Source organism: Erythrobacter aurantius (assembly GCF_023823125.1).
GTDB lineage: Bacteria > Pseudomonadota > Alphaproteobacteria > Sphingomonadales > Sphingomonadaceae > Erythrobacter > Erythrobacter aurantius.
Genome location: NZ_CP090949.1, coordinates 1,680,939 through 1,706,283 on the forward strand (window position 1 = coordinate 1,680,939; position 25,345 = coordinate 1,706,283).

Annotated in this window: 24 protein-coding genes and 1 pseudogene; 12 read left to right on the forward strand and 13 right to left on the reverse strand. The window is 63.2% G+C overall.

The window, feature by feature from the left end; translation table 11 throughout:
* Window positions 1–54: 54 nt before the first annotated feature.
* Window positions 55–651: a TetR/AcrR family transcriptional regulator gene (locus L1K66_RS07990; RefSeq protein WP_252260418.1), complete on the forward strand. Its 597-nt coding sequence runs from the start codon at window positions 55–57 to the stop codon at window positions 649–651.
* Here the strand turns inward: L1K66_RS07990 and ygfZ are convergent.
* Both ygfZ and L1K66_RS08000 read right to left on the reverse strand, forming a co-directional pair.
* Window positions 639–1,379 (reverse strand): CAF17-like 4Fe-4S cluster assembly/insertion protein YgfZ, encoded by a 741-nt coding sequence (ygfZ, locus tag L1K66_RS07995; protein ID WP_034952806.1) that lies wholly within the window; start codon window positions 1,377–1,379, stop codon window positions 639–641. The two genes, L1K66_RS07990 and ygfZ, sit on opposite strands and share 13 nt — an antisense overlap.
* Window positions 1,379–2,281 (reverse strand): ATP-grasp domain-containing protein, encoded by a 903-nt coding sequence (locus L1K66_RS08000; protein WP_252260419.1) that lies wholly within the window; start codon window positions 2,279–2,281, stop codon window positions 1,379–1,381. The genes ygfZ and L1K66_RS08000 overlap by 1 nt, the downstream gene beginning before the upstream one ends.
* A 65-nt stretch (window positions 2,282–2,346) precedes the next feature.
* Here L1K66_RS08000 and pyrC point away from each other — a divergent pair, with 65 nt between their 5' ends.
* Window positions 2,347–3,384 carry a dihydroorotase gene (gene pyrC, locus L1K66_RS08005; RefSeq protein WP_252260420.1) on the forward strand — a complete coding sequence of 346 codons (1,038 nt, stop codon included), beginning with the start codon at window positions 2,347–2,349 and terminating at the stop codon, window positions 3,382–3,384.
* Here the strand turns inward: pyrC and rarD are convergent.
* Complete coding sequence (gene rarD / locus L1K66_RS08010) at window positions 3,381–4,298, reverse strand: EamA family transporter RarD (protein WP_252260421.1); 918 nt, start codon at window positions 4,296–4,298, stop codon at window positions 3,381–3,383. The genes pyrC and rarD overlap by 4 nt on opposite strands.
* 364 nt (window positions 4,299–4,662) lie before the next feature.
* Between rarD and L1K66_RS08015 the strand changes: the two genes are divergently transcribed.
* Entirely contained in the window at window positions 4,663–5,388 is a 726-nt protein-coding gene (locus L1K66_RS08015) for a hypothetical protein (RefSeq protein ID WP_252260422.1), read from the forward strand.
* A 5-nt stretch (window positions 5,389–5,393) separates the two neighbouring features.
* Here L1K66_RS08015 and astD read toward each other — a convergent pair whose 3' ends face one another.
* Together astD and L1K66_RS08025 are read right to left on the reverse strand one after the other, a co-directional pair.
* Window positions 5,394–6,815, reverse strand: coding sequence for a succinylglutamate-semialdehyde dehydrogenase (gene astD, locus L1K66_RS08020; RefSeq protein WP_330221261.1), 1,422 nt, complete (start codon window positions 6,813–6,815; stop codon window positions 5,394–5,396).
* 155 nt (window positions 6,816–6,970) lie between these two features.
* Complete coding sequence (locus L1K66_RS08025; RefSeq protein ID WP_252260424.1) at window positions 6,971–8,368, reverse strand: protein adenylyltransferase SelO family protein; 1,398 nt, start codon at window positions 8,366–8,368, stop codon at window positions 6,971–6,973.
* A 74-nt stretch (window positions 8,369–8,442) separates the two neighbouring features.
* Here L1K66_RS08025 and L1K66_RS08030 point away from each other — a divergent pair, with 74 nt between their 5' ends.
* The 5 genes and pseudogenes from L1K66_RS08030 to L1K66_RS08050 all read left to right on the forward strand — a co-directional run bounded on the left by L1K66_RS08030 (window position 8,443) and on the right by L1K66_RS08050 (window position 14,295).
* Entirely contained in the window at window positions 8,443–9,306 is an 864-nt protein-coding gene (locus tag L1K66_RS08030; RefSeq protein WP_252260425.1) for an alpha/beta fold hydrolase, read from the forward strand.
* A 10-nt stretch (window positions 9,307–9,316) separates the two neighbouring features.
* A complete protein-coding gene (locus L1K66_RS08035) occupies window positions 9,317–10,456 on the forward strand; it encodes a glycosyltransferase (protein WP_252260426.1) in 1,140 nt (379 codons plus the stop codon).
* Between the two features lie 185 nt (window positions 10,457–10,641).
* Window positions 10,642–11,430 carry a tetratricopeptide repeat protein gene (locus L1K66_RS08040; RefSeq protein ID WP_252260427.1) on the forward strand — a complete coding sequence of 263 codons (789 nt, stop codon included), beginning with the start codon at window positions 10,642–10,644 and terminating at the stop codon, window positions 11,428–11,430.
* A gap of 35 nt (window positions 11,431–11,465) precedes the next feature.
* Window positions 11,466–12,803, forward strand: a complete 1,338-nt coding sequence (locus L1K66_RS08045) for a PQQ-binding-like beta-propeller repeat protein (protein WP_407931987.1) — start codon at window positions 11,466–11,468, stop codon at window positions 12,801–12,803.
* A 100-nt stretch (window positions 12,804–12,903) separates the two neighbouring features.
* A pseudogene (locus L1K66_RS08050) lies at window positions 12,904–14,295 on the forward strand (methyltransferase family protein).
* A gap of 7 nt (window positions 14,296–14,302) precedes the next feature.
* Here L1K66_RS08050 and L1K66_RS08055 read toward each other — a convergent pair.
* The 3 genes from L1K66_RS08055 to L1K66_RS08065 all read right to left on the reverse strand — a co-directional run bounded on the left by L1K66_RS08055 (window position 14,303) and on the right by L1K66_RS08065 (window position 16,827).
* Window positions 14,303–14,602: a putative quinol monooxygenase gene (locus L1K66_RS08055; protein ID WP_034952825.1), complete on the reverse strand. Its 300-nt coding sequence runs from the start codon at window positions 14,600–14,602 to the stop codon at window positions 14,303–14,305.
* A 17-nt stretch (window positions 14,603–14,619) separates the two neighbouring features.
* The gene (locus L1K66_RS08060) at window positions 14,620–15,993 is read right to left on the reverse strand and encodes a glutamate--cysteine ligase (RefSeq protein WP_252260428.1); all 1,374 of its coding nucleotides are present in this window, start codon (window positions 15,991–15,993) and stop codon (window positions 14,620–14,622) included.
* 63 nt (window positions 15,994–16,056) lie between these two features.
* Entirely contained in the window at window positions 16,057–16,827 is a 771-nt protein-coding gene (locus L1K66_RS08065) for a 16S rRNA (uracil(1498)-N(3))-methyltransferase (RefSeq protein WP_252260429.1), read from the reverse strand.
* A gap of 39 nt (window positions 16,828–16,866) precedes the next feature.
* On the opposite strand from L1K66_RS08065, the gene L1K66_RS08070 reads away from it, so the two are divergent.
* The 3 genes from L1K66_RS08070 to L1K66_RS08080 are packed head-to-tail and all read left to right on the forward strand — an operon-like array spanning window position 16,867 to window position 18,807.
* Window positions 16,867–17,268 (forward strand): hypothetical protein, encoded by a 402-nt coding sequence (locus L1K66_RS08070; protein ID WP_252260430.1) that lies wholly within the window; start codon window positions 16,867–16,869, stop codon window positions 17,266–17,268.
* Window positions 17,265–18,173, forward strand: coding sequence for a 4-hydroxybenzoate octaprenyltransferase (ubiA, locus tag L1K66_RS08075; protein ID WP_252260431.1), 909 nt, complete (start codon window positions 17,265–17,267; stop codon window positions 18,171–18,173). Before L1K66_RS08070 ends, ubiA begins: the two co-directional genes overlap by 4 nt.
* 4 nt (window positions 18,174–18,177) lie before the next feature.
* Window positions 18,178–18,807 (forward strand): SOS response-associated peptidase, encoded by a 630-nt coding sequence (locus tag L1K66_RS08080; protein ID WP_252260432.1) that lies wholly within the window; start codon window positions 18,178–18,180, stop codon window positions 18,805–18,807.
* On the opposite strand, the gene L1K66_RS08085 is transcribed toward L1K66_RS08080, so the two are convergent.
* Both L1K66_RS08085 and L1K66_RS08090 read right to left on the reverse strand, forming a co-directional pair.
* Entirely contained in the window at window positions 18,804–20,252 is a 1,449-nt protein-coding gene (locus tag L1K66_RS08085; protein WP_252260433.1) for a S41 family peptidase, read from the reverse strand. The genes L1K66_RS08080 and L1K66_RS08085 overlap by 4 nt on opposite strands.
* An 87-nt stretch (window positions 20,253–20,339) precedes the next feature.
* Entirely contained in the window at window positions 20,340–20,744 is a 405-nt protein-coding gene (locus L1K66_RS08090) for a VOC family protein (protein WP_034952841.1), read from the reverse strand.
* Between the two features lie 114 nt (window positions 20,745–20,858).
* Between L1K66_RS08090 and soxR the strand changes: the two genes are divergently transcribed.
* Window positions 20,859–21,326: a redox-sensitive transcriptional activator SoxR gene (soxR, locus tag L1K66_RS08095; RefSeq protein ID WP_252260434.1), complete on the forward strand. Its 468-nt coding sequence runs from the start codon at window positions 20,859–20,861 to the stop codon at window positions 21,324–21,326.
* Here the strand turns inward: soxR and L1K66_RS08100 are convergent.
* The 3 genes from L1K66_RS08100 to L1K66_RS08110 all read right to left on the reverse strand — a co-directional run bounded on the left by L1K66_RS08100 (window position 21,323) and on the right by L1K66_RS08110 (window position 25,254).
* Window positions 21,323–21,862 (reverse strand): SixA phosphatase family protein, encoded by a 540-nt coding sequence (locus L1K66_RS08100; RefSeq protein WP_252260435.1) that lies wholly within the window; start codon window positions 21,860–21,862, stop codon window positions 21,323–21,325. The genes soxR and L1K66_RS08100 overlap by 4 nt on opposite strands.
* A gap of 90 nt (window positions 21,863–21,952) precedes the next feature.
* Complete coding sequence (locus L1K66_RS08105) at window positions 21,953–22,603, reverse strand: hypothetical protein (RefSeq protein ID WP_252260436.1); 651 nt, start codon at window positions 22,601–22,603, stop codon at window positions 21,953–21,955.
* The gene (locus L1K66_RS08110) at window positions 22,600–25,254 is read right to left on the reverse strand and encodes an ATP-dependent DNA helicase (RefSeq protein WP_252260465.1); all 2,655 of its coding nucleotides are present in this window, start codon (window positions 25,252–25,254) and stop codon (window positions 22,600–22,602) included. The genes L1K66_RS08105 and L1K66_RS08110 overlap by 4 nt, the downstream gene beginning before the upstream one ends.
* Window positions 25,255–25,345: the final 91 nt, after the last annotated feature.

Below are 25,345 nucleotides of genomic sequence, written 5' to 3' on the forward strand. Positions count from 1 at the left end.
CGGATTGGCCGCTTGCTTGTGAGCGGCGGCCAATTCGACTATTCGCCCTGCGCAATGAAAAGTCGCAAGAGATTAAGTCCCGAGGAATCGCGCAGCTCCGCGCTCGAAGCGGCCCGTGGGCTGCTGATCGAAACCGGCCCGCAATCGGTGACGCTGAAAGCGGTCGCTACCCGGATCGGGCGCACCCATGCCAATCTGCTGCACCACTTCGGTTCGGCATCGGGCCTGCAACGGGCATTGGCGGAGCATCTCGCGCGCACGGTCTGCGACACGATCCGCGAAGCCGTTCATGCGAGCCGCGCGGGGCTGGGTTCGGCGCGTGAGGTGGTGGATCTCGCGTTCGACGCGTTTGACCGCGAAGGGGCGGGTGCGCTCACCAGCTGGATGCTGCTGACCGGGAATGAGGACGCGCTCAATCCGATCATCACCACGATTCACCAACTGGTTGACGAAATCGCGCCCGAAGAAGCCGGGCACAATGACGATCCCAAGCATGTCCACAAGGACACGCTCAGCCTCGTCCTTCTGGCATTGGGCGACGCGCTGATCGGCGCGGCGCTGGCGAATTCGCTGGGTCTGCCGCGCGACACCGCGCGAGAGCGGGCAGCGGCCAATCTCGAAGCTTCAATGGCAGAACACTACGGCGCCTGATCGGTCAGCGCGGCGCGCAGCCATTCCGGTTGCGTGGCGGGGTCAATGTCGCTCACCCGCAAGTGATCCACTGCCAAGCCGAATTCAGGATAGGCGACACGCTGTCTTGCGGGGTCAGACTGGTCGAGGGGCACCACCACCAGCCGCCGGTTGACCTTTTGCCGCCAGTTCATCCGCGCGGTGTTCTCCTGCCCGACATAGCAGCCCTTGGTGAAGCTGACGCCGTTCAATTCGACCGCGTTGGTTTCAAGCCAGAGCACATCACCCAGTTCGGCTCGACCTTCGGGCACGCCTTGAAGCAGACGGCCATGGTGGTAGAGGGCGAGGCCGCCGGTGAACCCGGTTGCCTTCATGATCGCGCGAAAGCCGAGTACTGGAAGTCGCGGGTCGGGCACGGCACCTTCGAATGACTTGAAATGCCAATAGGGTGCCAGCGCATCGTCGCGCCCGATCTCGATCTTGCGGCGCAGGCGATAGAGCGAGAGCCGCTTTACCAGCTCGTCAGCCACCTGCGCCTCGCAATCGAGCAGCAGGCTGCCGCCGCCGCCATCCCACACGAAAAAGTCGAACATGCACTTGCCCTGCGCCGAAAGCAGCGCGGTATAGATGGGGAGAGGGCCGCTCACGTCATTGGTGACGAGCCCTTGCAGGAAGCCGCGCACATTCTCTTGCGGATCGAGCGGGGCCACCCGCACAATCGCCCGGTCCGTCAACTGCCTGAAGTCCATTACCGATCCAGCCTCTTCCCGATTCCACGCGCTAGGCGCTCTCCCAATTGCGGACCCTGCACAGGGTAGAGATAGGGTTCAATCATCTCCGCTTCCATCACCATCAGGCGATTGTCCTGCGCCCGCAGCATGTCGATCCGGGCATAGAGCAGCGTTTCGAACGGCAGCGCGTCGAGGATCGCGCTTGCAGCGGCGGTTTGTCCGGCATCAGGCTCGAACGCGGTTTCCACTCCTCCATACAGCGACTGAATGCGATAATCGCCGCTGGCCGGGCGCTTCACCAGCGCATGGCTCAATTCGCCGTCGATGAAGATGAAGCTGAGTTCCCCTTCTTCCGCGATCGCGGGAAGGAACGGCTGAACCATCGCCGGATGGCCGAATCGCCAAGCGGGATCGGGCAGATCGTCACGGTGGATCAGAACCTGTCCCAGCGCGCCTGCTCCAACCTGCCGCTTGACCACCAATCTGTCGCACTCAAAGGCTTTGAACGCCTCTTCAACGTCGCTCAGCCCCACGTCCGTAAGCCACAGCGTCGGGATCGTGGCGGCACCTTGCTCTGCCAGATCGCGCAAATACGTCTTCTGGATGTTCCACCGCACCAGATCGGGAGGGTTGCACACCTTGATCCCGATCGCGGCGAGTTCGTCCAGCCGGGCAAGAAATGCGTCAGCCTTGTCCTGATAATTCCAGGATGTGCCCAGCAGCACGAGGTCAACACCGGCGAAATCTGCGATGGGGGCTTCCCAGTCGATCACCTTCAGGTCCAACCTCGCAGCCTCGAACGCCGGGGCGAGGGCTGCAATCATCAGATCATGTTCGAACGCGTCGCCGCGTCTTTCGCCGATCCCGCCAAAGGGCAGGGGCAGGGTGGTTTCGCAGGCGAGGAATCCGACAGTTTTCATGCGCGTCGCCATATTCGTGTGCGCCGGGACTGGAAAGGGCCGAGATGCAGGATTAAGGCGCTGGCATGACCAACACGCTGACGATCCGCCGCCCTGACGACTGGCACCTGCATTTCCGCGACGGGGAGGTGATGCGCGGCGTCGTTCCCTACACCGCGCGCCAGTTTGCCCGTGCGATTGTGATGCCTAATCTGACACCGCCGGTCACGACGACAGAGCTGGCTGCGGCCTATCGCGAGCGGATCCTTGCGGCAGTGCCGGAAGGGGTCGATTTTACGCCGCTGATGACCTGTTACCTCACAGATGCGACCGATCCGGATGATCTGGCGCGGGGGGCGAATGAAGGGGTGTTCACTGCGGCGAAGCTGTATCCGGCCAACGCCACCACCAATTCGGCCAGCGGTGTCACCAATGTCGAAACGATCTATCCTGTGCTTGAGCGCATGGAGGCAGAGGGGATCGTGCTTTGCATCCATGGCGAAGTGACCGATGCCGATATCGACGTGTTCGACCGCGAAGCGGAATTTATCGAGCGGCACCTGCGCGCAATCGTTGCCAATTTCCCTAAGCTGAAAGTGGTGTTCGAACACATCACCACCTCGGATGCGGTGGAATTCGTCAAAGCGTCGGGGCCGAATGTCGCTGCGACAATTACGCCGCAGCATCTCCATATCAATCGCAACGCCATGCTGGTGGGCGGGATCCAGCCGCACAATTACTGCCTCCCCGTGGCCAAGCGCGAGACGCACCGACTGGCCTTGCGCGCGGCGGCGACGAGCGGGAGTGCAAAGTTCTTCCTTGGCACTGACAGCGCGCCGCATCTGCGCGGGGACAAGGAAAGCGCATGCGGCTGTGCCGGAATTTTCGGCGCCCCCTATGCCCTCGAAAGCTATGTCACCGTATTCGATCAGGAAGGCGCGCTGGAGCATTTCGAAGGCTTTGCCTCGCTTCACGGGCCTGCCTTTTATGGTCTGCCTGTCAACGAAAGCAGCGTGACGCTGGAGCGGGCCGAGGTGCAGGTTCCGGCGGAACTGGATCTGGCCGGATCGACGATTGTGCCATGGCACGGCGGCCAGACGATCGGCTGGCGTTTCGTGGGTTAGGCAGCTGCGGCGGCTTTCGCGCGCTTGGTGCGTGCCCAAAGATCGCCGACAAAGATCGCGACAGCAATCCAGATCAGGATGAAGCTTCCGAGCTGAACCGGGCGAAGCTGCTGGCCGAACACCGTGAGGCCCAGAATGAACACGATGGTGGGCGCCAGATACTGGATGAAGCCCAGCGTTGAATAGTTCATCCGCCGTGCCGCTATCGCGAACAGCAACAACGGTACTGCCGTCACCACGCCGGAAAAGACGATGGAAAGACTCAGGAACCAGTCCTTACCGAACGATGGCCCGGCCGGGCTCGCCGCATACCATCCGGCAATGGCTATAGCGGCCGGCAGCAGGATCGCGCTTTCGATGGTCAGTCCCGGCAGCGATCCGACATCAACCTGTTTGCGAACAATGCCATAAAGGCCAAAACTGCAACCGAGTGTGAGGCTGATCCAAAGCGTCGTCACCGCTCCTGCCGACAGCAGAGCAACGCCGCTGGCGGCAACTGCGACGGCGAGCCATTGCCATTTGGTCAGCCGTTCTCCGAGCAGCAGAGTGCCGAGCAGCACGTTGATCAAGGGGTTGAGATAATAGCCCAGGCTCGCCGCATAGACCTGGTTCTCCATGATCGCCCAGATATAGACGAACCAGTTGATCGCGATCAGCACCGCGCTCGCCAGAAGCGCCAGCATGGTGCGAGGATTGGTAAGCGCGGCCTTCAATGCCGGGAACTGGCGCCGCAATGCCACGATGATCAGGCAGAACGGCAAGGTCCAGATGATCCGCCAGCCGACGAATTCGAACGGTGGAACGGCAGTAACCAGCAACAGGTAAAGCGGCAGGAAGCCCCAGATGATGTAAGCGCCCAAGGCCGCAGGGAGGCCAGATGGTTCGGCCGGGGAATTGGACGAGGCGCTGTTCATGGGAGAGAGCGCACTAGGCCGCCCTGCCGGGAAGCGCAAGCGCGCTCGCAACAGGGTTGGCTGGTCAGATTTCTCGCATGAAAGATGAACAAAGGCTAACCATCCGCTCGCTCATCATTCAGGTTTACGCATCTAATAATGAACGCAAGGGGTGAGGAGCAGGCATGGTTACGACCATCTCTGCGTCCTTGCCGAGGATTGATCTGTCTTGAGTCGCTTCCACCAGGCGGCTCCGGCACGGCTCCCACCAGCCGTGGAAAGCGCTCTCATCTCTCGCAAGAGGCATGGGGGCGTTTTCATTTCCGGCGGTCTGTCGTGCCTCCGTGAGAATGAAAATTAACCAAAGCAGGCTAAAGCGCAAGCCATGCAAGGTCGCCTTCTTCTTTACTTTGCCACGGCAATCGCCTGTGTCCTTCCTGCCGCTTGCAGCGAGCCGGAAAGCGAAGCTGCCGCGCCTGAGGTTCTCAGCACTGATCCGCTGCTGGCCCGTGCGCTCAATGATCCGTTGATGGTCGATCCCGATCTGTCCTGGCGCAACGAAGCCAATGCTGTGATCGCGATCCGCGACGGCCACCCTTTGCCACCCTTCGACGCGCGCGACGATGCGCGCCAGAGGGCGCGCGATGCAGGCCGGCTGGAATTGCTGGAGAACGGGCAGATCCCGGCACTGCCCCCTGCATCCGGAGGGCAGGGCAAGGCCTCGCTCGCAAACCTCACCACCGCCGACGAAATCATCCGTGCGGTGGGAAGCCGCGAAGACTGCATCGATGATCTGACGGCCGACATCACCTGGTCGACCGGCCTGCCGCCGACGTCCTCCGTCATGCCGCATGGCATGGTGCGGCAGGCGGCTGGCGTGGATCAGGGCACCTGCGTGATCCGGGTCGTTCGGTATCTGACGCCAGTCGCGCCGGAAGACGCGCTCGAATACCATTTTGCCAAGGCTGACCGCGCGCGTTTCCGCATCGAACGCTTTGCCGCGCCCGAAGCGCAATTGCGGGCGGAGCGGCGTGATCAGGAAATCGCCGTTCACGTCCGGCCCGGGCCGGGCGGCATGACGGCGGTGGATGTCGTCCACTGGCGCAAATAACGCCGCTATTCCTTCAAACCGACTTCGATATTCGCGCGCGGCTGGTCCATTTCGGTGCTGGCCACCGGATAGGCGCAATAGTCTGCGGCGTAATAGGCAGCGGGGCGGTGATTGCCCGACAATCCGATGCCGCCAAACGGCGCGGTTGAGGATGCGCCATTGGTGGGCCGGTTCCAGTTGATGATCCCGGCACGGACATTGGCCCAGAACCGCCCGTAATCATCGGGTGATCCGCCTATCAGCGAAGCCGAAAGGCCGAAACGGGTGTTGTTGGCTTCTGCAATCGCCGCGTCGAGATCGGGGACGCGGATGACCTGCAGCAGCGGCCCGAACAATTCGACATCGGGGCGATCGGGAATGTCAGTCGTGTCGATGATGCCGGGTGTCAGAAATGGCCGATCCGGGTCGATCCGCCGCATCGGCAGCAACGCCCGGCCCCCGGCGGTCAACAGCGCGAGGAAGCTTTCCGTTAGGCGATCCGCCGTATCGTTGTCGATCACCGGCCCCATGAACGGTGCCGGATCGGCAAAGGGTTCCGCGACGATCAGCTTGCGCGCCATCGGGATCAGTTCGGCCATCAGCTCGTCATAGACGCTGTTCTTCACCACCAGCCTGCGCGCGGCGGTGCAACGTTGCCCGGAGGTGGTGAAGGCGCTCTGGATGACGAGCGTCGCCGCTTCCTTCATCCTTGGCGTTTCGATCACCACGATCGGGTTATTGCCGCCCATTTCCAGCGCGACAATCTTGCCCGGATTGGCCGCCAGCTTGCGATTGATCGCGATCCCCGCCTGTGCCGAACCGGTGAACAGCACTCCGTCCACACCGGGGTGCGCCACCAGTTCCTTGCCTTCGTCAGGGCCGCCGATCACCAGTTGCATGGTGTCTTCGGGCGCGCCGCTGCGCTTCCAGCATTCGAGCAGCGCCGCGCCAACGCCGGGGGTCTTTTCCGAAGGTTTGAACAATACGACATTGCCCGCGATCAGCGCCGGGATCATGTGGCCGTTGGGCAGGTGTGCGGGGAAATTATAGGGGCCAAGCACGGCCATCACGCCATGCGGCTTGTGCCGGACTGCGGTGCTGCCCTGAAGCGCGCTGTCGAGCTTTTTCTTGCCGGTGCGTTCGGCATAGGCCTGCACCGAGATATCGACCTTCGCCACCACCGCATCGACTTCGGTCCGGGCTTCCCACAGGGGTTTGCCCGTTTCGCGGGCGATCAGTTCGGCCAGCACTTCGGCGTCATGGCGCACTTCATTGGCGAAACGGCGGGCGATTTCGATCCGGTTGCCCAGCGCCAGCGCGGCCCATGCCGGCCATGCGCGACGGGCACGGCTCACGGCCTCGCCGACATTGCCATGTTCGCCGCGCCATACCTCTTCCCCGGTTGCAGGCGCGTATGAAACGAGAATGCTGTTTGTCATGTGGCGGATCTGCCCGTGTCAAAGCCTCACAGTAATTGGCGAGAGACTGACCGTCTTACGCCCCCCAAGCCAAAACCGTTACAGAGGGAGACGCGCATTTCATAGAGGCAATGCGGCGCTTACGCCCTGCGTTTGCCCCCGGTTGATTGCGTAATCGGGTGCGGTCAGGCGTGTCCCGCCGGTGCAGGAGGCGTGCCGTGGGCCTTGCCCATGCGGCGAAGCGCGGCCACCTTGTCCATCAGGGGCTGCCAATCGTCGCGTTCGTCAATCGCGGACCAGATCGCTTCGACTTCGTCGATCACCATGGATTGGGGCGCGGCGTCGTTCCAGTATTCGTGCGCGTCCTCGACTGCAGTGTAATCCGCCAGAACATCTCCAAGCTCACCAGAAGCACCGCGTCCGCCCCGATGGGCGAAGAAGAATGCGTCAGGTTGCGCCTTGCTTTCGCGCATCGCCTTTTCGCAGACCGATACTAGCTGCGAATCCTCCTCCAGCCCGCGCGGCTCGACCCCCAGACGCCAGCACCACCGCCGTGCCACCGCTTCCATGTACAGCGGCCCGAACCGTTCGAGCGCGAACACCAGCGGCTCAGTTTCGGCAAGCAGGCGAAGTGCGACGGCGAATTGCCCGCAATTCCAATGCAGCGCCTCCGGCTGGCGACCAAATGCATACAGGCCGCCATGATCGAAATAGGCGGCGGTGAAGGACGGGTCCCATTCCGGCAGCCAGCGCCACGGGCCATAGTCGAAGCTTTCCCCGGTGATATTCATATTGTCGGTGTTGAGCACCCCGTGAACGAACCCTGCGACCATGTAGCTGGCGGCAAGATCAGCCATCCGCTCGACGACATTGTGCATCAGCATCACCGCCGGCTCATCGCGCCCCGGCGCATCCTCTGGCGGGGGCGGGCCGGGAAAATGTTCGAGGCAATAAGCGATCAACGCCTCCATGTGATCGGGCTCCTCCAGAGCAAGCAGGCGCTGGAACGTGCCGATGCGGATGTGCGAATGCGATAGCCGCACCATCACGGCAGATCGGGTGGGCGATGGTTCGTCATCGCGCATCAGATTTTCGCCCGTCTCGACGACGGAGAACGTCTTCGACGTGTTGACGCCCAGCGCCTCCAACATTTCCGTGGCGAGGATTTCGCGCACCGCGCCTTTCAGCGTCAGCCGCCCGTCGCCCGCGCGGCTGTAGGGGGTCTGGCCCGAACCCTTGGTGCCGAGGTCCATCAGCCGTCCGGCCTGATCCCGCATCTGCGCGAAAAGGAACCCGCGACCGTCACCAATCTGCGGATTGTAAACGCGGAACTGGTGGCCGTGATATTTGAGCGCGAGCGGGCGGGGCAGATTGTCTTCGAGTGGCGCGAAGCGGCCAAAGTGGCGCGTCCAATCCTCATCCGAAAGAGCGTCCAGACCCACGCTTGCGGCGGCACGATCATTGCGAAAGCGCAGGCGCGTTTCAGGGAAGTCGGCGGCATCCACCGGCGCTCCCAGCCAATCGGCCAGCGTGGTAATCGCCTTATCGGCGCGGTATTTGGCTGCTTGCGGTTCTTCGCTCATCCCGCGATAGTGGGGGCAAGGGATCGTCTGCGCAACCACGCAGGCACATGACAGACCGGGGATTTTTGCCGCTGATGGCCACTACATACGAAGACAGGAACTGGACGAGTGCGGACGGCCTGTCGCTTTACTACAGGGATTATCCGGGGCCGGATGGCTATGACGGGCCGCCGGTCCTGTGTATGCACGGGCTGACCCGCAATTCGCGCGATTTTGCCGATCTTGCCGCGCATATCGCAGAAACGCGGCGCGTGATTGTTCCGGAAATGCGCGGGCGCGGGCAAAGCGATTACGCGCCCGATTCCGCCACCTACAATCCGCTGCAATATGTGGCCGATGTCGAAAAGCTGCTGGGAGAGCAGGGCATCGACAAATTCATCGCGGTGGGCACGTCGATGGGCGGGCTGATGACGATGCGGCTTGCCGCGGCAAAGCCCGGACGGATCGTCGCGGTGGTGATGAACGATATCGGACCAGAGATTAATCCTGCCGGGATTGACCGGATCACCGGCTATGTCGGGCAGGGGCGCAGCTATCCCACATGGGTCCATGCGGCGCGATCATTGGGCGATGTCCATTCCGTCGCGTTTCCCGATTACGATCTCGACATGTGGCTGGAAATGGCGAAGCGGACGATGATCGTGACCCAGAACGGGCGCATCAGCTATGATTACGACATGGCGATTGCCGAACCGTTCAAGCAGCCCGGCGGCGCGGCTCCGGCCAATCTGTGGGCCGCATATGAGGCATTGCGCGATGTCCCGATGGTGCTGGTGCGCGGCGAATTGTCCGATTTGCTGACCCCTGAAACGGTTGAGCAAATGGCGGTAAAGAACCCCGCGATGACGAGCGTCACCGTGCCGCGCGTCGGCCATGCCCCGACGCTCGATGAACCCGAAGCGCGCGCGGCGATCGACGCGCTGCTCGCCAAGATCTGAAGGCAATTCGATGACTGACCGGGGAAGCGTTCCCAAGGTGCTGCATTGCCATTCGACCTTCGCGGCCGGGGGCAAGGAACTGCGCGCCGTTCACCTGATGAACGCCTTTGGCGCAGAGCTCGACCATACCATCGTTTCGGGCGAACCGGACAATCTGGCGGCAAAGGACCACGTCGCGCGCGGCGTGCGCTATCGCATCGCCAGCGATTTTCCTTCGCTCACCGGATTGCCCACACCCGGGCGGCTGGTTGCCATTGCACAGGCGATGAAGCCTTATGATCTGGTGCTGACCTACAACTGGGGTGCGATGGATGTTGTCATGGCGCACACGGTGTTTGCCGATGCGCTGGGCCTGCCGCCTTTGATCCACCACGAAGACGGCTTCAACGAAGACGAAGTCGACGGGTTGAAATCGCGGCGCAACTGGTATCGTCGCATTGCGCTTGGCCGCACTCATGCGCTGGTGGTGCCGAGCCGCGTGCTCGAAGCCATCGCGCTCGACAAATGGAAGCAGCCGCGCGCCCGCATCCAACGTATCCCGAATGGCATCGATACTGCCGCCTTTGCCGCCAAGCCCAGGACCGCCGGTTTCCGCGTGGTGAAGCGCGAGGGTGAGCTTTGGGTCGGCACGCTTGCCGGACTGCGGCCCGTCAAGCAATTGCCGATGCTGGTGCGCGCCTTTGCCGAACTGCCCGAACACTGGCAGCTCGTGATTTTGGGTGAAGGTCCTGAGCGCGAAGCGATACAGGCTGCCGCCGACTCGCTCGACATCAGCCATCGGCTGCATCTACCGGGCGCGGTCGCCAATCCCGCCGATGTTGTCGGGCTGTTCGACATTTTTGCTCTATCTTCGAAGAGCGAGCAGTTCCCGCTGTCCGTGGTCGAAGCCATGGCGGCAGGCCTGCCCGTGGTCGCACCGGATGTCGGCGATATCAAGTCGATCGTCTCGGAGGAGAACCGCCCCTTCATTTCCGTGCGCGATGATGCGCAGGCGCTGGCAGCGATGCTCAAGGAACTTGCGGAAAGAGACGATTTGCGTGCTTCGGTCGGAGCCGCGAACCGCGCGAAGGCAAGCGCGCAATTCGATCAGGCGGCGATGATCGAAGCCTATCGCAAATTGTACTGGGGCGCGCTGGAGCAGGGGCGTTGAACGCGCGCTTCACCCGAGGTTCAACTGGCAATCGGCAATTGCGGCCTTGATGGCGAAGTATGGCATGAACGGCGGCGCAAATGCACAGCACGGTGACTGTGGATGCCAGCGGCATTGCGCCCGGCCCCGGCCCTGCCTAAAGAGCGGCGCAAAGCTTTCGCAATTGTAACGAGGAACGGTGCCCCGTGGCGCGCAACCCGATTGAACTGCCCAAGGACGAACAGCCCACTGGCCCTCCGCGTGAGGATGAAATCCTCATGCGCGAAATCGACGAGGCCGTGCGCCAGGATGATGCGGCGCAATTCTTCAAGAAATACGGCGCCGCGCTTGGCGGGGCCTTGGCCGTGCTGCTGGTTGCCATGTTTGGTTATTGGTATTGGGACAGCACCCGCGAGGCGGAACTGGAACGCCAATCCGAAGCGATCATCAGCGCGCTCGATTCCGTCGATGCCAATGATTTCGCGGGCGCATCGGAGAAAGTTGCCGGACTGGTCGAGGATGGATCGCCCGGCGCGCGCACCGTCGCTCGCTTCCTTCAGGCAGGTGCGGCGCTGGAACAGGGCGAAACCGCGCGCGCTGTCGAGTTGTATGCGGCCGTTGTTGCCGACACCGACGCTCCGCAGCCGCTGCGCGATCTTGCGCTGATCCGCGAGGTTTCGGCCAATTTCGATGATCGCGAACCGGCGGATATCATCGCCAAGCTCGGGCCGCTGGCTGTGCCCGGCAACGAATTCTTCGGCAGCGCGGGCGAACTCGTCGCCATCGCACATCTTGAAGCGGGCAACCGCGACCGCGCGGGCGCATTGTTTGCAGAGATTGCCAAGGATGAGGACATGCCCGAAACGCTGCGCTCGCGCGCGCGTCAGATGGCAGGCTTGCTGGGGGTCGATGCGATTGAAGATGTCGAGCAATTGCTCGAAGAAGAGGGCGGATTGCCGGGCGAAGGGGCGCTCACGGCGGCACTGCCACAATAAACTGAAGTGATTTGGACGGACGGATGCTTATGCGAATGACGGGGAAAAAGGGTGCGCTCGCAGCGGGCGTTCTGGCGATGTTGCTGACGGGCTGCGGCGGAGGCGGCCTCTTCGGGGGCGGCAAGAAAACGACCCCTACAGTGGGCAACCGTACGCCGATCCTCTCGCGCATCGAAAGCGGCGCTTCGGTTGATTCCGCCCTCGCGGGTGTCAGCGTGGTTCTACCCCCTGCCAGCGTGAACGCGGAATGGGCGCAGGTCGGCGGTTCGGCCAGCAAATCCTACGGCCACCTCGCGCTGGGGCAGAACCCGACCAAAGCCTGGACCGCTCGCATAGCCGGTTCGTCCGACCGCGTGCGGCTCGCCGCTTCGCCGGTAATTGGCGGACAAATGCTGTTTGCCACAGACACCGAGGGCACGATCCACGCATTTGACAAGAACACCGGTGCAAGGCTGTGGGAACGCGCCGAGCAGAACATGGAAAAGGACCTGCGCCCCGCCGCTTTCGGTGGCGGTGTCAGCTATGACAACGGCATCATCTACGCCACCAACGGCGTAGGCGATGTAAAGGCCATGACCGCCCAGACAGGCGAATCGCTCTGGAAGGTGAAGCCTGCCGGGCCGCTGCGTGGTTCGCCGACTATCGCCTTTGGCCAAGTGTTCGTGATGACGCAGGACAACCAGATCATCTCGCTCGATGCGCGCAATGGCGACTTGCTGTGGAACGAGAGCGGATCGACCACGCAAAGCGGCGTGTTCGGCGTGGCCGCTCCGGCTGCGGGGCAGGGCACGGTGATCGCGGGCTATTCGAGCGGCGAACTGAGCGCCTATCGCTACGAAAACGGCCGTATCCTGTGGGCTGACGCACTGGCGCGGACCAATATTTCCACCACCGTCAGCTCGATCACCGATATCGACGCCGATCCGATCATCGATTCGGGCCGCGTCTATGCGCTGGGGCAAGGCGGGCGAATGGCCGCCTACGAATTGGTGACAGGGCAGCGCATCTGGGAGCTGAATCTCGCGGGAATTTCCACTCCGGCGATCGCTGGCGAGTGGATCTTCACCCTTACCGACGATGCCCGCCTGTTGGCGATCGCGCGTTCGACGGGCCGTGTGCGCTGGATCACCCAGTTGCAGCAATTCCGCGACGAAAAGGACCGTGAGGGCCCGATTTTCTGGGTCGGCCCGGTGCTGGCCGGCGGCAATCTTTGGGTTGCCAGCTCACGCGGGGAAATCTGGAAGGTGAGCACCGGCGAAGGTTCGGCGGAGCTTTTCGCCGACATCGATCAGCCGGTCAGCCTCGCCCCGGTTGTGGCCGACAACTACCTCTACGTCCTCGACGACAGCGGCACGATCCACGCCTGGCGTTGAGCCGCAGCCGTTAACCTTTGGCCGCCCGGCGTTTCGTGACGGAACGCCGCCGGTTTTGGGAGCGGAGAATTAACCCTTTGGCGCTATGCGCTTTCGGGTGATGACTTCGCTATTCCATCCTGCTGCGGCGCAGAAGCGCCCCGCGCCGCCAAAGAGCGACGTTTCGAGCGGCGTTGGCCTTGCCGGTCTGCTCGGGCTGTTCGTCTGGATCCTTTTCTGCCGCACATTTCCGCAACTGGCGCAATGGGTCGGGCTGGAAGAGGAATATGGCGTTCTCTCAGGCCCGAACGCGGCACTCACCGCAATGCTGTTCACCGCAGGTCCGATGGCGATCTGGTCAATTCTGGTGGACAGGGTGCACCTGCGTCCTTCGACCGGGCTCGACTGGAGCCTCAAACGCAGCGTCAACGATGTGGCCGCATTCTCCGCCGTCAAGATTGTCGGCCTGTGGGTGACCTAGGCGATCATCGCAGGACTGTATTGCATCTGCCGCTGGTATTGGGACGACAATTACCTGTTCGCGATGAATGTGATGGGTGTGGCGATCCTGCCGCTGGTGGTGGCATCGGTGCCCTATGTCATCTGGATCGACCGCTACATGGTCGAACCCAAGGATGCGACATGGCACTTTGGCGCGATGGTTCTGGGGCGCGGTGAATGGGATATGGAAGCCGTCAAGAAGCATTGGCGCGCATGGATCATCAAGGGCTTCTTCAGCGCGTTCATGATCTCGATCATCCCGCCGGGTTTTGCCGTGATTGTCGAAAGCGATCCGGCGGCAATCTTGTCCAACCCGGTCGAAATCGGGATGCTGCTGGTGACGCTGCTGTTCCTGATCGACGTGCAGATCGGGACGGTCGGCTATCTGTTCACCCTGCGCCCGCTGGATGCACATATCCGTTCGGGCAATCCCTTCCTTGCCGGCTGGCTGGCCGCGCTGCTGTGTTACCCGCCGTTTGCATGGGGTTTCTTTGGCAATGGCGTGCTCAGCTATGAAGTGAACACCGCGCATTGGGATTTCTGGTTGCAGGGCAATGAAGTGGCACTGTGGGCCTGGGCCGCCTTGCTGGTGTTCCTCACGGGCATCTACGCTTGGGCGACGGTGGCGTTCGGCATCCGCTTTTCCAACCTTACCTATCGCGGCGTGCTGACCAACGGACCCTATCGCTTTACGCGGCACCCGGCCTATGTGTCGAAGAACCTGTTCTGGTGGTGTTCGGTCATGCCGTTCCTTGTCACCAGCGGTTCGCCGGTGGACATGATCCGCAACTGCTTCTTCCTCGCCGTGGTCAACGCGATCTATTACTGGCGTGCGCGCACCGAAGAGGCGCATTTGCTGGCCGAAGACCCGAAATACCGCGAATATTACGACTGGATGGAGCAATACGGCCTGATCACCGCGCCGCTGGCGAAGGTAAAGCGCAGGCTGATGGGGCGGATCGCCGGCCCCGGCAAGAGCCCGGAGCCTGCCGTGGTCGAACCGGCGGAATGATAGCGCGCTAGATGTAGAAACCGTCGTCGGTTTCGTGCGCGGTCAATTCGCGCTCTGACACCGCCAATGCCGAAACCTGCGCGCGCCATTCGGCGATATGCGCGGTGCGGAAATGCGCTTCGAGTGCAGCCCGATCGCGCCATTTCTCGCTCACCCGTACCAGCCCCTTGTCGAGAACATCGAGCGCATAGGCGTATTCGATACAGCCTTCCTCGGCGCGGCTGGCCTTGATCATGTGTTCCATCACCGGGATGACCACTTCGATCATGCTGGGGGGAATGCGGAAGCTTCCGACGACGATGATCATGGGTGGTTCTGTCTCCCTCAGAACGAGTATTTGTAGACCTTTGAAACGTCTTCACCCCATTCGGAATGATAGGCATCCAGCAGGCGCTGGGCCGGAACCTTGCCGCTTTTCACGATCTCGTCCAGTGTTTCGAGATATCCTGTCTCATTGTCGCCGCTGGCATTGAGCTTTCCGCGTGCGGCGAGGCCCGCGTGGGCAATCGCCAAAGCTTCGCGGCCAAGATCCTGCATCGTGCCTTTTCCGCCCGGAAGCGGCGCATCAAGCGCAAGGCGCGGGGCATCGTTGCGCAATTGCTCGCGCTCTTCCATCGACCAGTCCTTGACCAGATCCCACGCCGCATCGAGCGCGCCTTGATCATACAACAGGCCGACCCAGAAGGCGGGCAGGGCGCAAATGCGGCTCCACGGGCCGCCATCGGCTCCGCGCATTTCGAGGAAGCTTTTCAGCCGCACTTCGGGAAAGGCGGTGGACAGGTGATCCCACCAATCGCTTGCCGTCGGGCGTTCGCCGGGGAGGACGGACAGCTTCCCATCCATGAAATCCCGGAACGACAGGCCCGCCGCGTCGATATATTTGCCGTCGCGGAAGACGAAATACATCGGCACATCCAGCATGTATTGCGCCCAGCGTTCGTATCCGAAGCCGTCCTCGAACACGAAAGGCAGCATCCCGGTGCGGTGCGGATCGGTGTCCGACCAGATGTGCGAACGGTAGGAAAGGAAGCCGTTGGGCTTGCCTTCGGTAAAGGGCGAATTGGCGAACAGCGCCGTCGCCAGCGGTTGCAGCGCAAGCCCGACGCGGAATTTCTGCACCATGTCGGCTTCGGACGAATAGTCGAGATTGACCTGGATCGTGCAGGTCCGCAGCATCATGTCGAGCCCCAGATTGCCGACCTTGGGCATGTGGTTCATCATGATCTTGTAGCGGCCCTTGGGCATCACGGGCAGTTCTTCGCGGGTCTTGTCCGGCCACATTCCGAGGCCGAGATAGCCGACCCCGCACCGCTCGCCGATTTCCTTGACCTGTGCCAGATGGCGCCCGGTTTCGGCGCAGGTTTCGTGGAGAGTTTCGAGCGGTGCGCCCGACAGTTCGAGCTGGCCCGCAGGTTCGAGGCTGACAGTCCCGTCGCTTCCGCGCATGGCGATGACCTTGCCGCCTTCCTCGACCGGTTCCCATCCGAACTCGGTAAGGTTCATCAGCAGGTCGTGGATGCCGCATGGCTCGTCATAGGAAGGGGCGCGGCGATCGTCGCGCTTGTAGACGAGCTTTTCGTGTTCGGTGCCGATGCGCCAGTCTGCCTTGGGCTTTTCGCCGCGGATCATCGGTTCGATCAGCTGATCAAGCGATTCGATGATCGGCTCGTCGGCGGCGGAGGCTTGGCGTGTGCTCATGTCAGTTGCCCTAGAAAACCGACTTGCCCGAGGGAAGCGTAAACTGCGTTGTGCGGTGCGAAGTCATTCTTCGCCCAGCCAGTCGCCTGCTTCCGCCATCCAAACCGAAAGCGCGGCAATCGCAGCGGTTTCCCCGCGCAGGATGCGGGGGCCGAGCGATATGGCCCGTGCCTGCGGATGCGCGCGAATGGCCGCGCGTTCGGCATCGTCGAAGCCGCCTTCGGGGCCGATCAGGATCGCGGCGGGTCCTTCGTGATAGCAGAACGCATCGGCAGCCGGATCGCCGCCTTCCTCATCGGCAAAGAACAGCACACGTTCAGACGGCCATTCACCCAGCAAGGCATCCAGCTTCAGCGGCGGCTCCAGTTCGGGCAGCGCCGTTCGGGCGCATTGTTCTGCAGCTTCGGTGGTGATCGTGCGGGCGCGTTCCAGATTGAGCTTGTCCGCCACACAACGGCGCGTGATCACGGGCTGGATGCGGGCGACGCCCAGTTCGGTGGCCTTTTCCAGCACGAAGTCGAACCGGTCTTTCTTGAGGAGGGCGGGGCAAAGCCACAGATCGGGCACTTCCTCCCGTTCGCGCAGGCGCTCCACCACTTCGAGCGTCACTGATCGCTTGCCCGCATCGACAACCCGCGTGGCCCATTCGCCGGTCTGATCGTCGCTCACGATCACCGCGTCACCCGGCGCGACCCGCATCACCCGGCCAAGATAATGCGCCTGCGTCCCATCAAGCGTGATCGCCCCGCCGGCTTCCAACGCTTGCTCCACAAACAGGCGCGGTGCACTTTTCGGAGGCCATGCCGGAATGCGAGGGGCGGGAGTTGCGGGCATGGCTTTCCTCTAGTCGCGCGCAAGGGTAGGGAGCAAGCCATGACCGCGCGCATCTGCCAATTCCTGATCGCAGCCGTGTTCCTCGGCCTCGGCGGCTGGGCGCTGTTTGCACCTGCCAATGTGATTGAGCTCGCCCTGACCGAGCCTTACCGCGACACGGGCTTCATCATGCGCTTTGCCATCGCCTGCTTCGGCGCGCAGGCTGTGATGTTCGGGATTATGGCGCTGGTGGTGCGCTGGACTGCGCGCGCGTTCGCGGTGTTTGCCGTGGTCTTGCTGCCGTTCTTCGTCTTTAACTGGTATTTCCATTACGAAATGCCCGTCCTGACCTCGATCGGAATGCTCGATTTTGCCGGCAATCTGACCATGTTCATTGCCTGCCTGCTCGGCTGGCGAGCCGCACGCAATGACGAGCGCAAAGCGAACCGGAAGTTTGCATGACAGACCAAGTCGTCCCCGACACCGAACATCGTTCAATCATTGAGCGGCTGCCGCAATTGCCGCGCGATCTGGCGCAGCTTGCACGGTTTGACCGTCCGATCGGCTGGTGGCTGCTGTTCTGGCCCTGTGTTTTCGGAGTGTGGCTGGCGGGGGGGGGGGCGCAGTTTGCGCTGCTCGGCTGGCTGCTGCTGGGCGCGATTGCGATGCGCGGGGCAGGCTGCGTCTATAACGACATCGTCGATGCCGATCTTGATCGCAAGGTCGCCCGCACCGCCGCACGGCCCGTTGCAAGCGGGCGGGTGAGCAAGAAACTGGCACGGGGCTGGCTTGTATTCCTGTGCCTGATCGGGCTGGTGGTGCTGCTGCAATTGCGGCTGGAGGCGCAGGTTATCGCGCTGGCCAGCCTGGCTTTGGTGGCTGCCTACCCTTTCATGAAGCGGATCACATGGTGGCCGCAGGCCTGGCTGGGCATGGTGTTCAACTGGGGGCTGCTGGTTGGATGGTCCGAATTGCGGTTTGACAATTGGGAGGCGCTCGCCGCGATCTATGCCGGGTGCATCTGCTGGGTGATCGGATACGATACGATCTATGCCCTGCAAGACCGGGAGGATGATGCGCTGGTGGGGATCAAGTCCTCTGCCCTGCGCATGGGTGGCAGGGTACATGCCGGGGTGGCGGCATTCTATGGCGCGACAATCGCGCTGTGGGGGCTGGGCATCTGGCTTTACCGCCCGGATGTGTTTGCGATTCTGGCGCTGCTGCCGGTGGCGATCCATCTGGTGTGGCAGGTTACCACGCTCGATCCCGAAGACCCCGACAACCCGCTCGCCCGGTTCCGTTCGAACCGCTGGGCAGGCGCCTTGATGGCGGCGGCGTGCTTCGTGGTCGGAAACGCGGGCGCCTGATCCGATGTGCAACCTCTACCGCATGACGAAGAACAAGGACGAGGTCGCCAAGTGGTTCGACGCGGTCGACGCGGCGGGCGGGGCGAATTTCGGGGAGGAAGTCTATCCCGGCTATCCCGGCCTTGTCGTTGCATCGGGCGAAGTCCGGCAGATGAGCTGGGGTTTTCCGCTGGTGATGAAGGGCAAGAACGGCCAGCCGTTGAAGCCCAAGCCGGTGAACAACGCCCGTACGGACAAGCTCGACAGCTTCTTCTGGCGCAATTCCTTTGAACAGCGCCGCTGCCTGATCCCCATTTCCGCATGGGCCGAGGCGCAAGGGGCCAAGGGGGCAAAAACCCGCACCTGGCTTTCGCTGCCTGATGCCGAACTGTTCGCTGTCGCAGGCGTGTGGCGCGACAGCGACGAATTCGGCACCTGCTATTCGATGGTGATGACCGACAGCGTCGGTTCGGCCGCAGAGGATGTCCACAGCCGGATGCCGGTGCTGCTGACGCCCGATCATTATGCGCGATGGCTGTCGGGATCGCTGCAGGATGCCAAGGCGCTGTGCACCGCGTGGGAGGGCGAAATCCGGATAGACCTCACCGATCAGCCCTGGGTAAAGGGCGCGGCGGTGCAGCGGGATTTGCTCTAACCCGCCTGTCCAGCGGCCATTGCCGCAACCTCCATCACCGCGTTCCAGTGGCCGCTCACCGGATTGTCCGCCGGATAGATTTCAAGCGTGCGCTGCGGCGCGATGCCGGTTTCCTCGAACATGGTTCCATCGGGCGCGGCAAAGACTTCGTTCGACAATTCAAGCAGCCAGCCATTCGGCAGCGGCTTGGCCAGTGGGGTGGAAAACGCCCCCCGCGTTGTTGTCCCCACCTGCGTCACGTTGGGCATCTGGCGAAAGGCCAGCGTCGCCAGTTCACCGCCGCTGACGGTCACATCGCTCGTCATCAGCCAGACCGGCCCGGTAAAGCGCGCACCGGCGGCTGGCGTGATCAGGTGCGGGAAGGGGGCGAGGCCCGATCCGCGCGAGACGGTGGTAAAGCCGGTGAAGGCGGTATCGGTGAAGCGTGAAGGCAGCGCCTTTGCCACCCTGTCCCACCCGCCGCGATTGTTGGACAGATCGACAATCACCGCGTCGAAACCGTCGAAGGCCGACAGCGCTTCATCCATCACCCGGTCGAATTCGGCCATTTCGGCGGTGGCCCATTCCGGGCTCCCGAAATCATCGCGGTCGGTGAAGCCACCCATGACGAATACTTGGATGTAACCGACCTTTTTCCCTCCGGGTGCGTCGATCACGCCCCACAGGATGCGGTCGTTCGCTTCGTGGCGGGCCGACTCTCCCAATTGTGTCTTTGCTTCGCCGATCAGGCTGACGAGCCATTGCTGTTCACCCCCTTCGCCTGAGCGGATGCGGGGAAGGGTGGTTCCCTGTCCGTCCTGCACGCGCTGGCGCGCGCCATCGACCGTCCCGATCAGCTTGGTGTGGCTGTCGGAAAGGCCGTGCATATAGCTGGCAAGGGCCGCCCAAAGCCCGGCATCGTCCATGTCCGCACGGATCGCGTCGGTCACACGGCTGGCGCGCTCCGCATGGCCGGGCGGGCGGCGGTCGAAAAAGGCGTAATGCCGTTCGAAATGATCGAGGAAGGCAGCCGCCACGGTTTCGGGATCCGTAGCCGGTTCGGCAGTGCAATCTTCGGGCAGCGCGGCGAGGCGGTCAAACACCACATTGGTGTCCCCGTCGAGGAGTTGCAGGATCACGCTCTTGCCCGGCTCGATCTCCCGGAAATAACGATAGCTGACCGAATCCATCGCCGATTGCGGCCCGCCGGCGCGGGGCGGGGCATAGCAGGTGTCGCCCGCCTGATAACGGGTGACGCCGGTGGCATCGATATCGACGATCCAGCCATATCCGCGCGCACGCCAGGCGCCGCGCACACGCGGATCGGTGGTGCCGTCGGCGCGGACTATCGTGCTGATCTCACCTGCGCGTTCCCAAAGGGCGATAGGCGCTGAAACAGGCGTGGCGGATGCGGCGCAGGAACACAGCAAGAGCGCGGAAAGCGGTGTAAGAATGCGGGGTGTCATGCGGCCCTAATACACCCCGTGCTTGAGGCTTCAACCCCTTGCGTTGCGCGCGGCGAGCAAACATCGGCTGCGTCAGGATCGGCTCGTTCATGCGCCGTCCCCGGAATAGCTGACAATTTCGAATTCGATCCCGTCCCAGTCGAAGAAGTAGAACCGCTTGCCCGGTTCGTAATCGTCGTGGCCGAAAGGTTCGAGCCCGGCGGCCACCACCACCTGTTCTGCCGCTGCGATGTCATCCACCAGCAGGCCGATGTGGTTGAGCGGCTGCCCCTTGGCATAGCGGCGATCTTTGTCTGCCTGCACTTCGGCATTGGTGTAGAGCGCGATGTAGGCGGCTCCATTGCCCGGTGCGCCGACATGGATCGTGTCGCCGCCCATTTGCGATTGGCCCTGCCAACGCACTTCCCAGCCGAGCAATTGTTTGAGCAGTTCGGCGCTGCGTTCGGGCCGGGTGACGGTGATGTTGGCGTGTTCGATGGTTCCTGTCGGCATTGCTTTGCACTCCTGTGGGGCGGCGGATCGTTCCGCTCGCGAATCAAGTCGTGCAGCAACCATGCAATCTCAACTTAACTTGAGATCAAGCTATTTCTGGACTACCCGGTTTGCATGTCTCGGCCCCTCTCTCCCAAGGACCTCATCCCGATCGGCGAAATGGCGCGGCGCACCGGGCTTTCGGTGTCGGCGATCCGTTTCTACGAAGACAAGCGCCTGATCGAGCCGATACGCACCGGCGGCAATCAGCGGCGGTTTCTACGATCCGACATCCGCCGGTTAAGCTTCATCCTGATCGCGCAGCAATTGGGCCTGTCGCTGGCTGAGATCGAGGCGGAGCTGGGCAAGCTTCCCCATGGCCGCACCCCCACCGCGCACGACTGGCAGGGCATCAGCGCTTCGATCCGTCAGGTGCTGGATCGCAAGATCGCGCAGATGCAGTCGATGCGCGATCGGCTGGACGGCTGCATCGGCTGCGGCTGCCTTAGCCTGACGCATTGCAAGCTCTACAATCCCGATGACAGGATGGCGGCGCTGGGGGCGGGGCCGCGCTATGTCCTCGACCCGCCGAAAGCGGCTTAGTATTCCGGCCCCAGTTCCGGATCCAAGTCGCGCGGGCGTGCGAAATGCACCAGCTTGGCGCAGCGCGGCCTCAAATCGGCCCAGCGTTCGACATTGCATTCGAGCACGGCGTAGCTGGCGGTCGGAAACTTGACGCAGGCTTCGCGGAACAGGTCGTTTTCGTGGGAGGGGGATACGAGTTCGAGGATGGTTTCCTGCAAGCCGGGGTTGTGGCCCGACATCAGGATCGCTTCGGCTTCATCCCTGCCTTCGCCGGCGTGCGCGACAGCGACTTCCATGATCGTGTCCGAACTGGCGAGATAGAGCTTTTCGTCGAGGATCGCGGGAATCTCGGGAATGCCGAGTTGCAGCGTTTCCGTGACCCGGACGGCAGGGCTGGCGATCAGGCGGTCCCATTCGATGCCGTGGGCGCGGATATGGTCGCCCATCGTCACTGCACCGCGCCGACCGCGCTCGTTCAAACCGCGGTCGAAATCGCGCTTGGCCGTGTCGTCCCATTCGGACTTGGCATGGCGAAACAGACCAAGGATTTTCACGACTCTGCTTTCCCCACCATGCGAAACATCTGCATCGCCCTATGCCATGCGCGCGGCGCATTGCAAATGCGACAAGGGCAGGGCGGCAGGTTATTCCTGCGTGTCCCGATCTTCCGCTTCTTCCCACTGCGAAGCCGGACGGAATAGGGCAAGCCCAATAAACACGATCAGCGCGAGCGTGGCGGTGCTGCACAGCAATTCCAGTGCAGCCGGAATGCGGAACGGGAAAGTCGCGATTTCGGCAGTCGCGCTGATGCCGGATTGCACCAGCGCGAGGCCCGGCAGCCACAGGGCCACCGCACGATTGGCACCGTCGCGGGCCATATCCGGTATGGTTATCCTGACGATATCCGCGACCAGCCCAAGCGCGATCAGATTGCCGATGAAGAAACCGGTCCGCCCCGTAGCCGGAATGAAACTGTCCGCTACCCAAGCCATGACCAGCGCGGCCCCGACAACAAGGGTGATGCGCCGTGAAGCCGCGCGTCCCAGCAACTGCTGAGCCAGCAGCCAGAGCGCGAGCGGTGCGGCGAGGGCCGCGAGGCTCGCCAGTGCCGGCACCGCCTCAGACGGAGCCGCCGGGGCAGGGGCCGCGATCATTTGCGCGATCAGGGTGATGGCGGTCGCGACCGCCGCTACGCGCAGCGGTGCGCGGATCGCGCCTGCGGCAAGCTGGGCGACCAGCATCAGCCCGGCCCCTACCGCGATCATCCGTACAATCTGATCGATCTGTTCAATCATCCCCAGCTATCTGGGATCTCGTCGTCCAGCTTTCCAGCATCTTGCGCAGAAGGATTTGCATCCTCGCCGATCAAGCTGTCTCTCACCCGCACCAGCGCCTCGTCCAGCGTCACCCGGCGCACCACCGTTCCTTCGGGAAAGGCGGACAGGAGCCGCGACGGGAACGCGGGCGAAAGGACCACGAAATGTCCGTGATCTTCCTTGCCCCGGATCAGCCGTCCGAACGCCTGCGCCAGCCGCGCACGGATGATCCTGTCATCATGTGCGTTCCCGCCATTCGCGGCGCGGCGTGCCTTATGGAGAATATCCGGGCGCGGCCAGGGCACCGATTCCATCACCACGCAGCGCAGCGACCGTCCCGGCACATCCACCCCGTCGCGCAGGGCATCGGTGCCAAGCAGGCTGGCACGCGGATCGTCGCGGAAAATGTCCACCAGCGTGCCGGTGTCGATCGGATCGACGTGCTGGGCGTAAAGCGGCAGGCCTTCGCGTGCGAGCCTGTCGGCGATCCGCCCGTGCACGGCGCGCAGCCGCCGGATCGCGGTGAACAGGCCCAGCACCCCGCCGCCCGAAGCCTCGATCAACCGGGCATAGGCACCCGCAAGCCCCGGCAGATCACCCTTCTTCACATCGGTAACGATCAGCACCTCTGCCCGGCTGGCGTAATCGAACGGGCTTTGCGCGCTGGAAAGCAGCGGCTGGATTTCGAGATGCCCCGCACCCGAACGCGCAATCGCGCTTTCCCACGGGTCGCCCGTTTCCACCCGGTCGGTAAGCGTCGCGCTGGTCAGCATCACCCCATGCGCGGGCTCCAGCACCACGCGGGCAAAGGGTTTCATCGGGTCGAGCCAGCGTCGGTTGATCGCCACGTCGAATTCACGCGCGTCCGAACGGTCAACCGCCAGCCAGTCGACAAATTCCGGGTCCGCCGGGCCGCCCAGCCGATCGAGCAGCGCCTCCCACGCGGCGAGCAGATCGACCCGCCATTGCAGCGAGAACCGCGCGCCTTCGATCCGCGCGCGGCCTTGCCCGTCGAGCCAGTCGGGCGGGTCGGCAATGATCGCCTCCAGCCGTCCGCCCAGCCGCATCAAGGGGGTGCGGATCGCCGCCAGCGCCTCTGCCGCTGCGCCCGCCGCCTCGATCACCTCGCCGGGAAGCCCGCTGGCCTCGGTCTCGATCCCGTATCCCGCCTCTTGCCCGCTTTCATCGCGGGCATAGGTCGCAGATCGCACCGCCGACAGCAGCGCCTCAACCGGCCCCAGCGGTTCGCCTTCGTGCAGCCGTTGCAGCCAGCCGTCACCGGGTAGCAGCGTCCCTGCCTCGCAGGCATCCTCGATCGCTTCGCCGCCTGCCTCGTCATAGCTGGCGACATCGGCCAGCCGCGCCGCCAGACCGCGCCTGCGGCCCCGGTTCTTGCGCTCAGGCCCGGTGATCCAGCGCCGCAGCTCGATCGCCTCCTGCCCTGACAGCGTCGCGGCAAAGGTGCTGTCTGCGGCTTCGAAGACGTGGTGCCCTTCGTCAAAGATGATGCGGGTGGGGCGTTGAGCGTGATCGCGGCCTCTTGCTGCGTTGACCATCACCAGGGCGTGATTGGCGATCACCAGATCGGCCTGCGCGCTGTCGCGCTGGCTGCGTTCGATGAAGCATTTGCGGTAATGCGGGCACCCGGCATAGATGCATTCGCCGCGCTGATCGGTCAGCGCCGCGATACCGCGCTTGCGGAACAGCGTGCCGAGCCATCCGGGCAGATCGCCCCCGATCATGTCGCCATCGCGTGTGAACGAAGCCCAGCGCGCCACCAATTGCGCAAGGATCGCCGGACGCCCGGCAAAGCCGCCTTGCAGCGCATCCTCCAGATTGAGCAGGCACAGGTAATTCTCGCGCCCTTTGCGCACCACCACGGGCGGGGTGCCGTCGGGGCGTTTGAGCGGCCAAGCCCGGCGGCTTTCGCTGCGCAGCTGGCGTTGCAGGTTCTTGGTGAAGGTGGAAACCCACACCGTTCCGCCCGATGCCGCCGTCCAGACCGAGGCCGGGGCAAGATAGCCCAAAGTCTTGCCGATCCCGGTCCCCGCCTGCGCCAACGCCACATGCGGCTGTTCGTTGCGCTGGCGCGGGGCGAAGATGCGGGCGACATCCTGCGCATAGGCGCGCTGCCCGTCGCGCCGTTCGGAGCCTTCGCCTGTCAGTGCGTCAAGCTGCGCCAGCACTTGTTCGGACGGCAGCTCCACCTGTCGGGGCGGGGCGCGTTCGCCTGCTTCCTCCCATTCGGGCAGGGCGGAAAACAGCCATTTCTCGGCCTTTTCGGGGCGTGCGATATGCGGCTTCAGCACCTGCGCCCACGGCCAGCGCAGCCGTTCAAGCGATTGCAGCGCCGACCATGCGCCCGCGCGTTCGAACCATTCGGGGTTTTCGCAAGCCGCCACCAGCGCGCCTGCAGCCGCTTGCAGGAAGGCTGGAACGTGCTCGTCGCCTTCAGGCTCTGCAATCTCCAGCGCTTCGGCAAGACCCCTTGGCGTGGGGACACAGAACCGCGCCGGATGGACGAAGGCGAACAGTTCGAGCAGGTCGAGGCCTGAAAGATCGGGATAGCCCAGCCGGTTTGCCACCAGCGGAGCGTTGATCAGCAGCACCGGCGTATCGGCGGCAGCCATGATCGCTTCGCCCTTTGAAACCGCGCCGGTCACCGCGTTTGCCGGACGCAGCCAGTTGCCCGCATGGCTGGCGTGGAGCGCGGGCAGCGGA

Coding starts and splice junctions, on each gene's coding strand:
- L1K66_RS08025 (WP_252260424.1), bottom strand. CDS start 8,368: ATGAGCGAAGAACCGCAAGCAGCCAAATACCGCGCCGATAAGGCGATT.
- L1K66_RS08045 (WP_407931987.1), top strand. CDS start 11,466: ATGACGGGGAAAAAGGGTGCGCTCGCAGCGGGCGTTCTGGCGATGTTG.
- pyrC (WP_252260420.1), top strand. CDS start 2,347: ATGACCAACACGCTGACGATCCGCCGCCCTGACGACTGGCACCTGCAT.
- L1K66_RS08060 (WP_252260428.1), bottom strand. CDS start 15,993: ATGAGCACACGCCAAGCCTCCGCCGCCGACGAGCCGATCATCGAATCG.
- ubiA (WP_252260431.1), top strand. CDS start 17,265: ATGACAGACCAAGTCGTCCCCGACACCGAACATCGTTCAATCATTGAG.
- L1K66_RS08090 (WP_034952841.1), bottom strand. CDS start 20,744: ATGCCGACAGGAACCATCGAACACGCCAACATCACCGTCACCCGGCCC.
- L1K66_RS08035 (WP_252260426.1), top strand. CDS start 9,317: ATGACTGACCGGGGAAGCGTTCCCAAGGTGCTGCATTGCCATTCGACC.
- L1K66_RS08015 (WP_252260422.1), top strand. CDS start 4,663: ATGCAAGGTCGCCTTCTTCTTTACTTTGCCACGGCAATCGCCTGTGTC.
- rarD (WP_252260421.1), bottom strand. CDS start 4,298: ATGAACAGCGCCTCGTCCAATTCCCCGGCCGAACCATCTGGCCTCCCT.
- L1K66_RS08085 (WP_252260433.1), bottom strand. CDS start 20,252: ATGACACCCCGCATTCTTACACCGCTTTCCGCGCTCTTGCTGTGTTCC.
- L1K66_RS08030 (WP_252260425.1), top strand. CDS start 8,443: ATGGCCACTACATACGAAGACAGGAACTGGACGAGTGCGGACGGCCTG.
- soxR (WP_252260434.1), top strand. CDS start 20,859: ATGTCTCGGCCCCTCTCTCCCAAGGACCTCATCCCGATCGGCGAAATG.
- L1K66_RS08110 (WP_252260465.1), bottom strand. CDS start 25,254: ATGGCTGCCGCCGATACGCCGGTGCTGCTGATCAACGCTCCGCTGGTG.
- ygfZ (WP_034952806.1), bottom strand. CDS start 1,379: ATGGACTTCAGGCAGTTGACGGACCGGGCGATTGTGCGGGTGGCCCCG.
- L1K66_RS08070 (WP_252260430.1), top strand. CDS start 16,867: ATGACCGCGCGCATCTGCCAATTCCTGATCGCAGCCGTGTTCCTCGGC.
- L1K66_RS08080 (WP_252260432.1), top strand. CDS start 18,178: ATGTGCAACCTCTACCGCATGACGAAGAACAAGGACGAGGTCGCCAAG.
- L1K66_RS08055 (WP_034952825.1), bottom strand. CDS start 14,602: ATGATCATCGTCGTCGGAAGCTTCCGCATTCCCCCCAGCATGATCGAA.
- L1K66_RS08105 (WP_252260436.1), bottom strand. CDS start 22,603: ATGATTGAACAGATCGATCAGATTGTACGGATGATCGCGGTAGGGGCC.
- L1K66_RS08065 (WP_252260429.1), bottom strand. CDS start 16,827: ATGCCCGCAACTCCCGCCCCTCGCATTCCGGCATGGCCTCCGAAAAGT.
- L1K66_RS07990 (WP_252260418.1), top strand. CDS start 55: ATGAAAAGTCGCAAGAGATTAAGTCCCGAGGAATCGCGCAGCTCCGCG.
- L1K66_RS08000 (WP_252260419.1), bottom strand. CDS start 2,281: ATGAAAACTGTCGGATTCCTCGCCTGCGAAACCACCCTGCCCCTGCCC.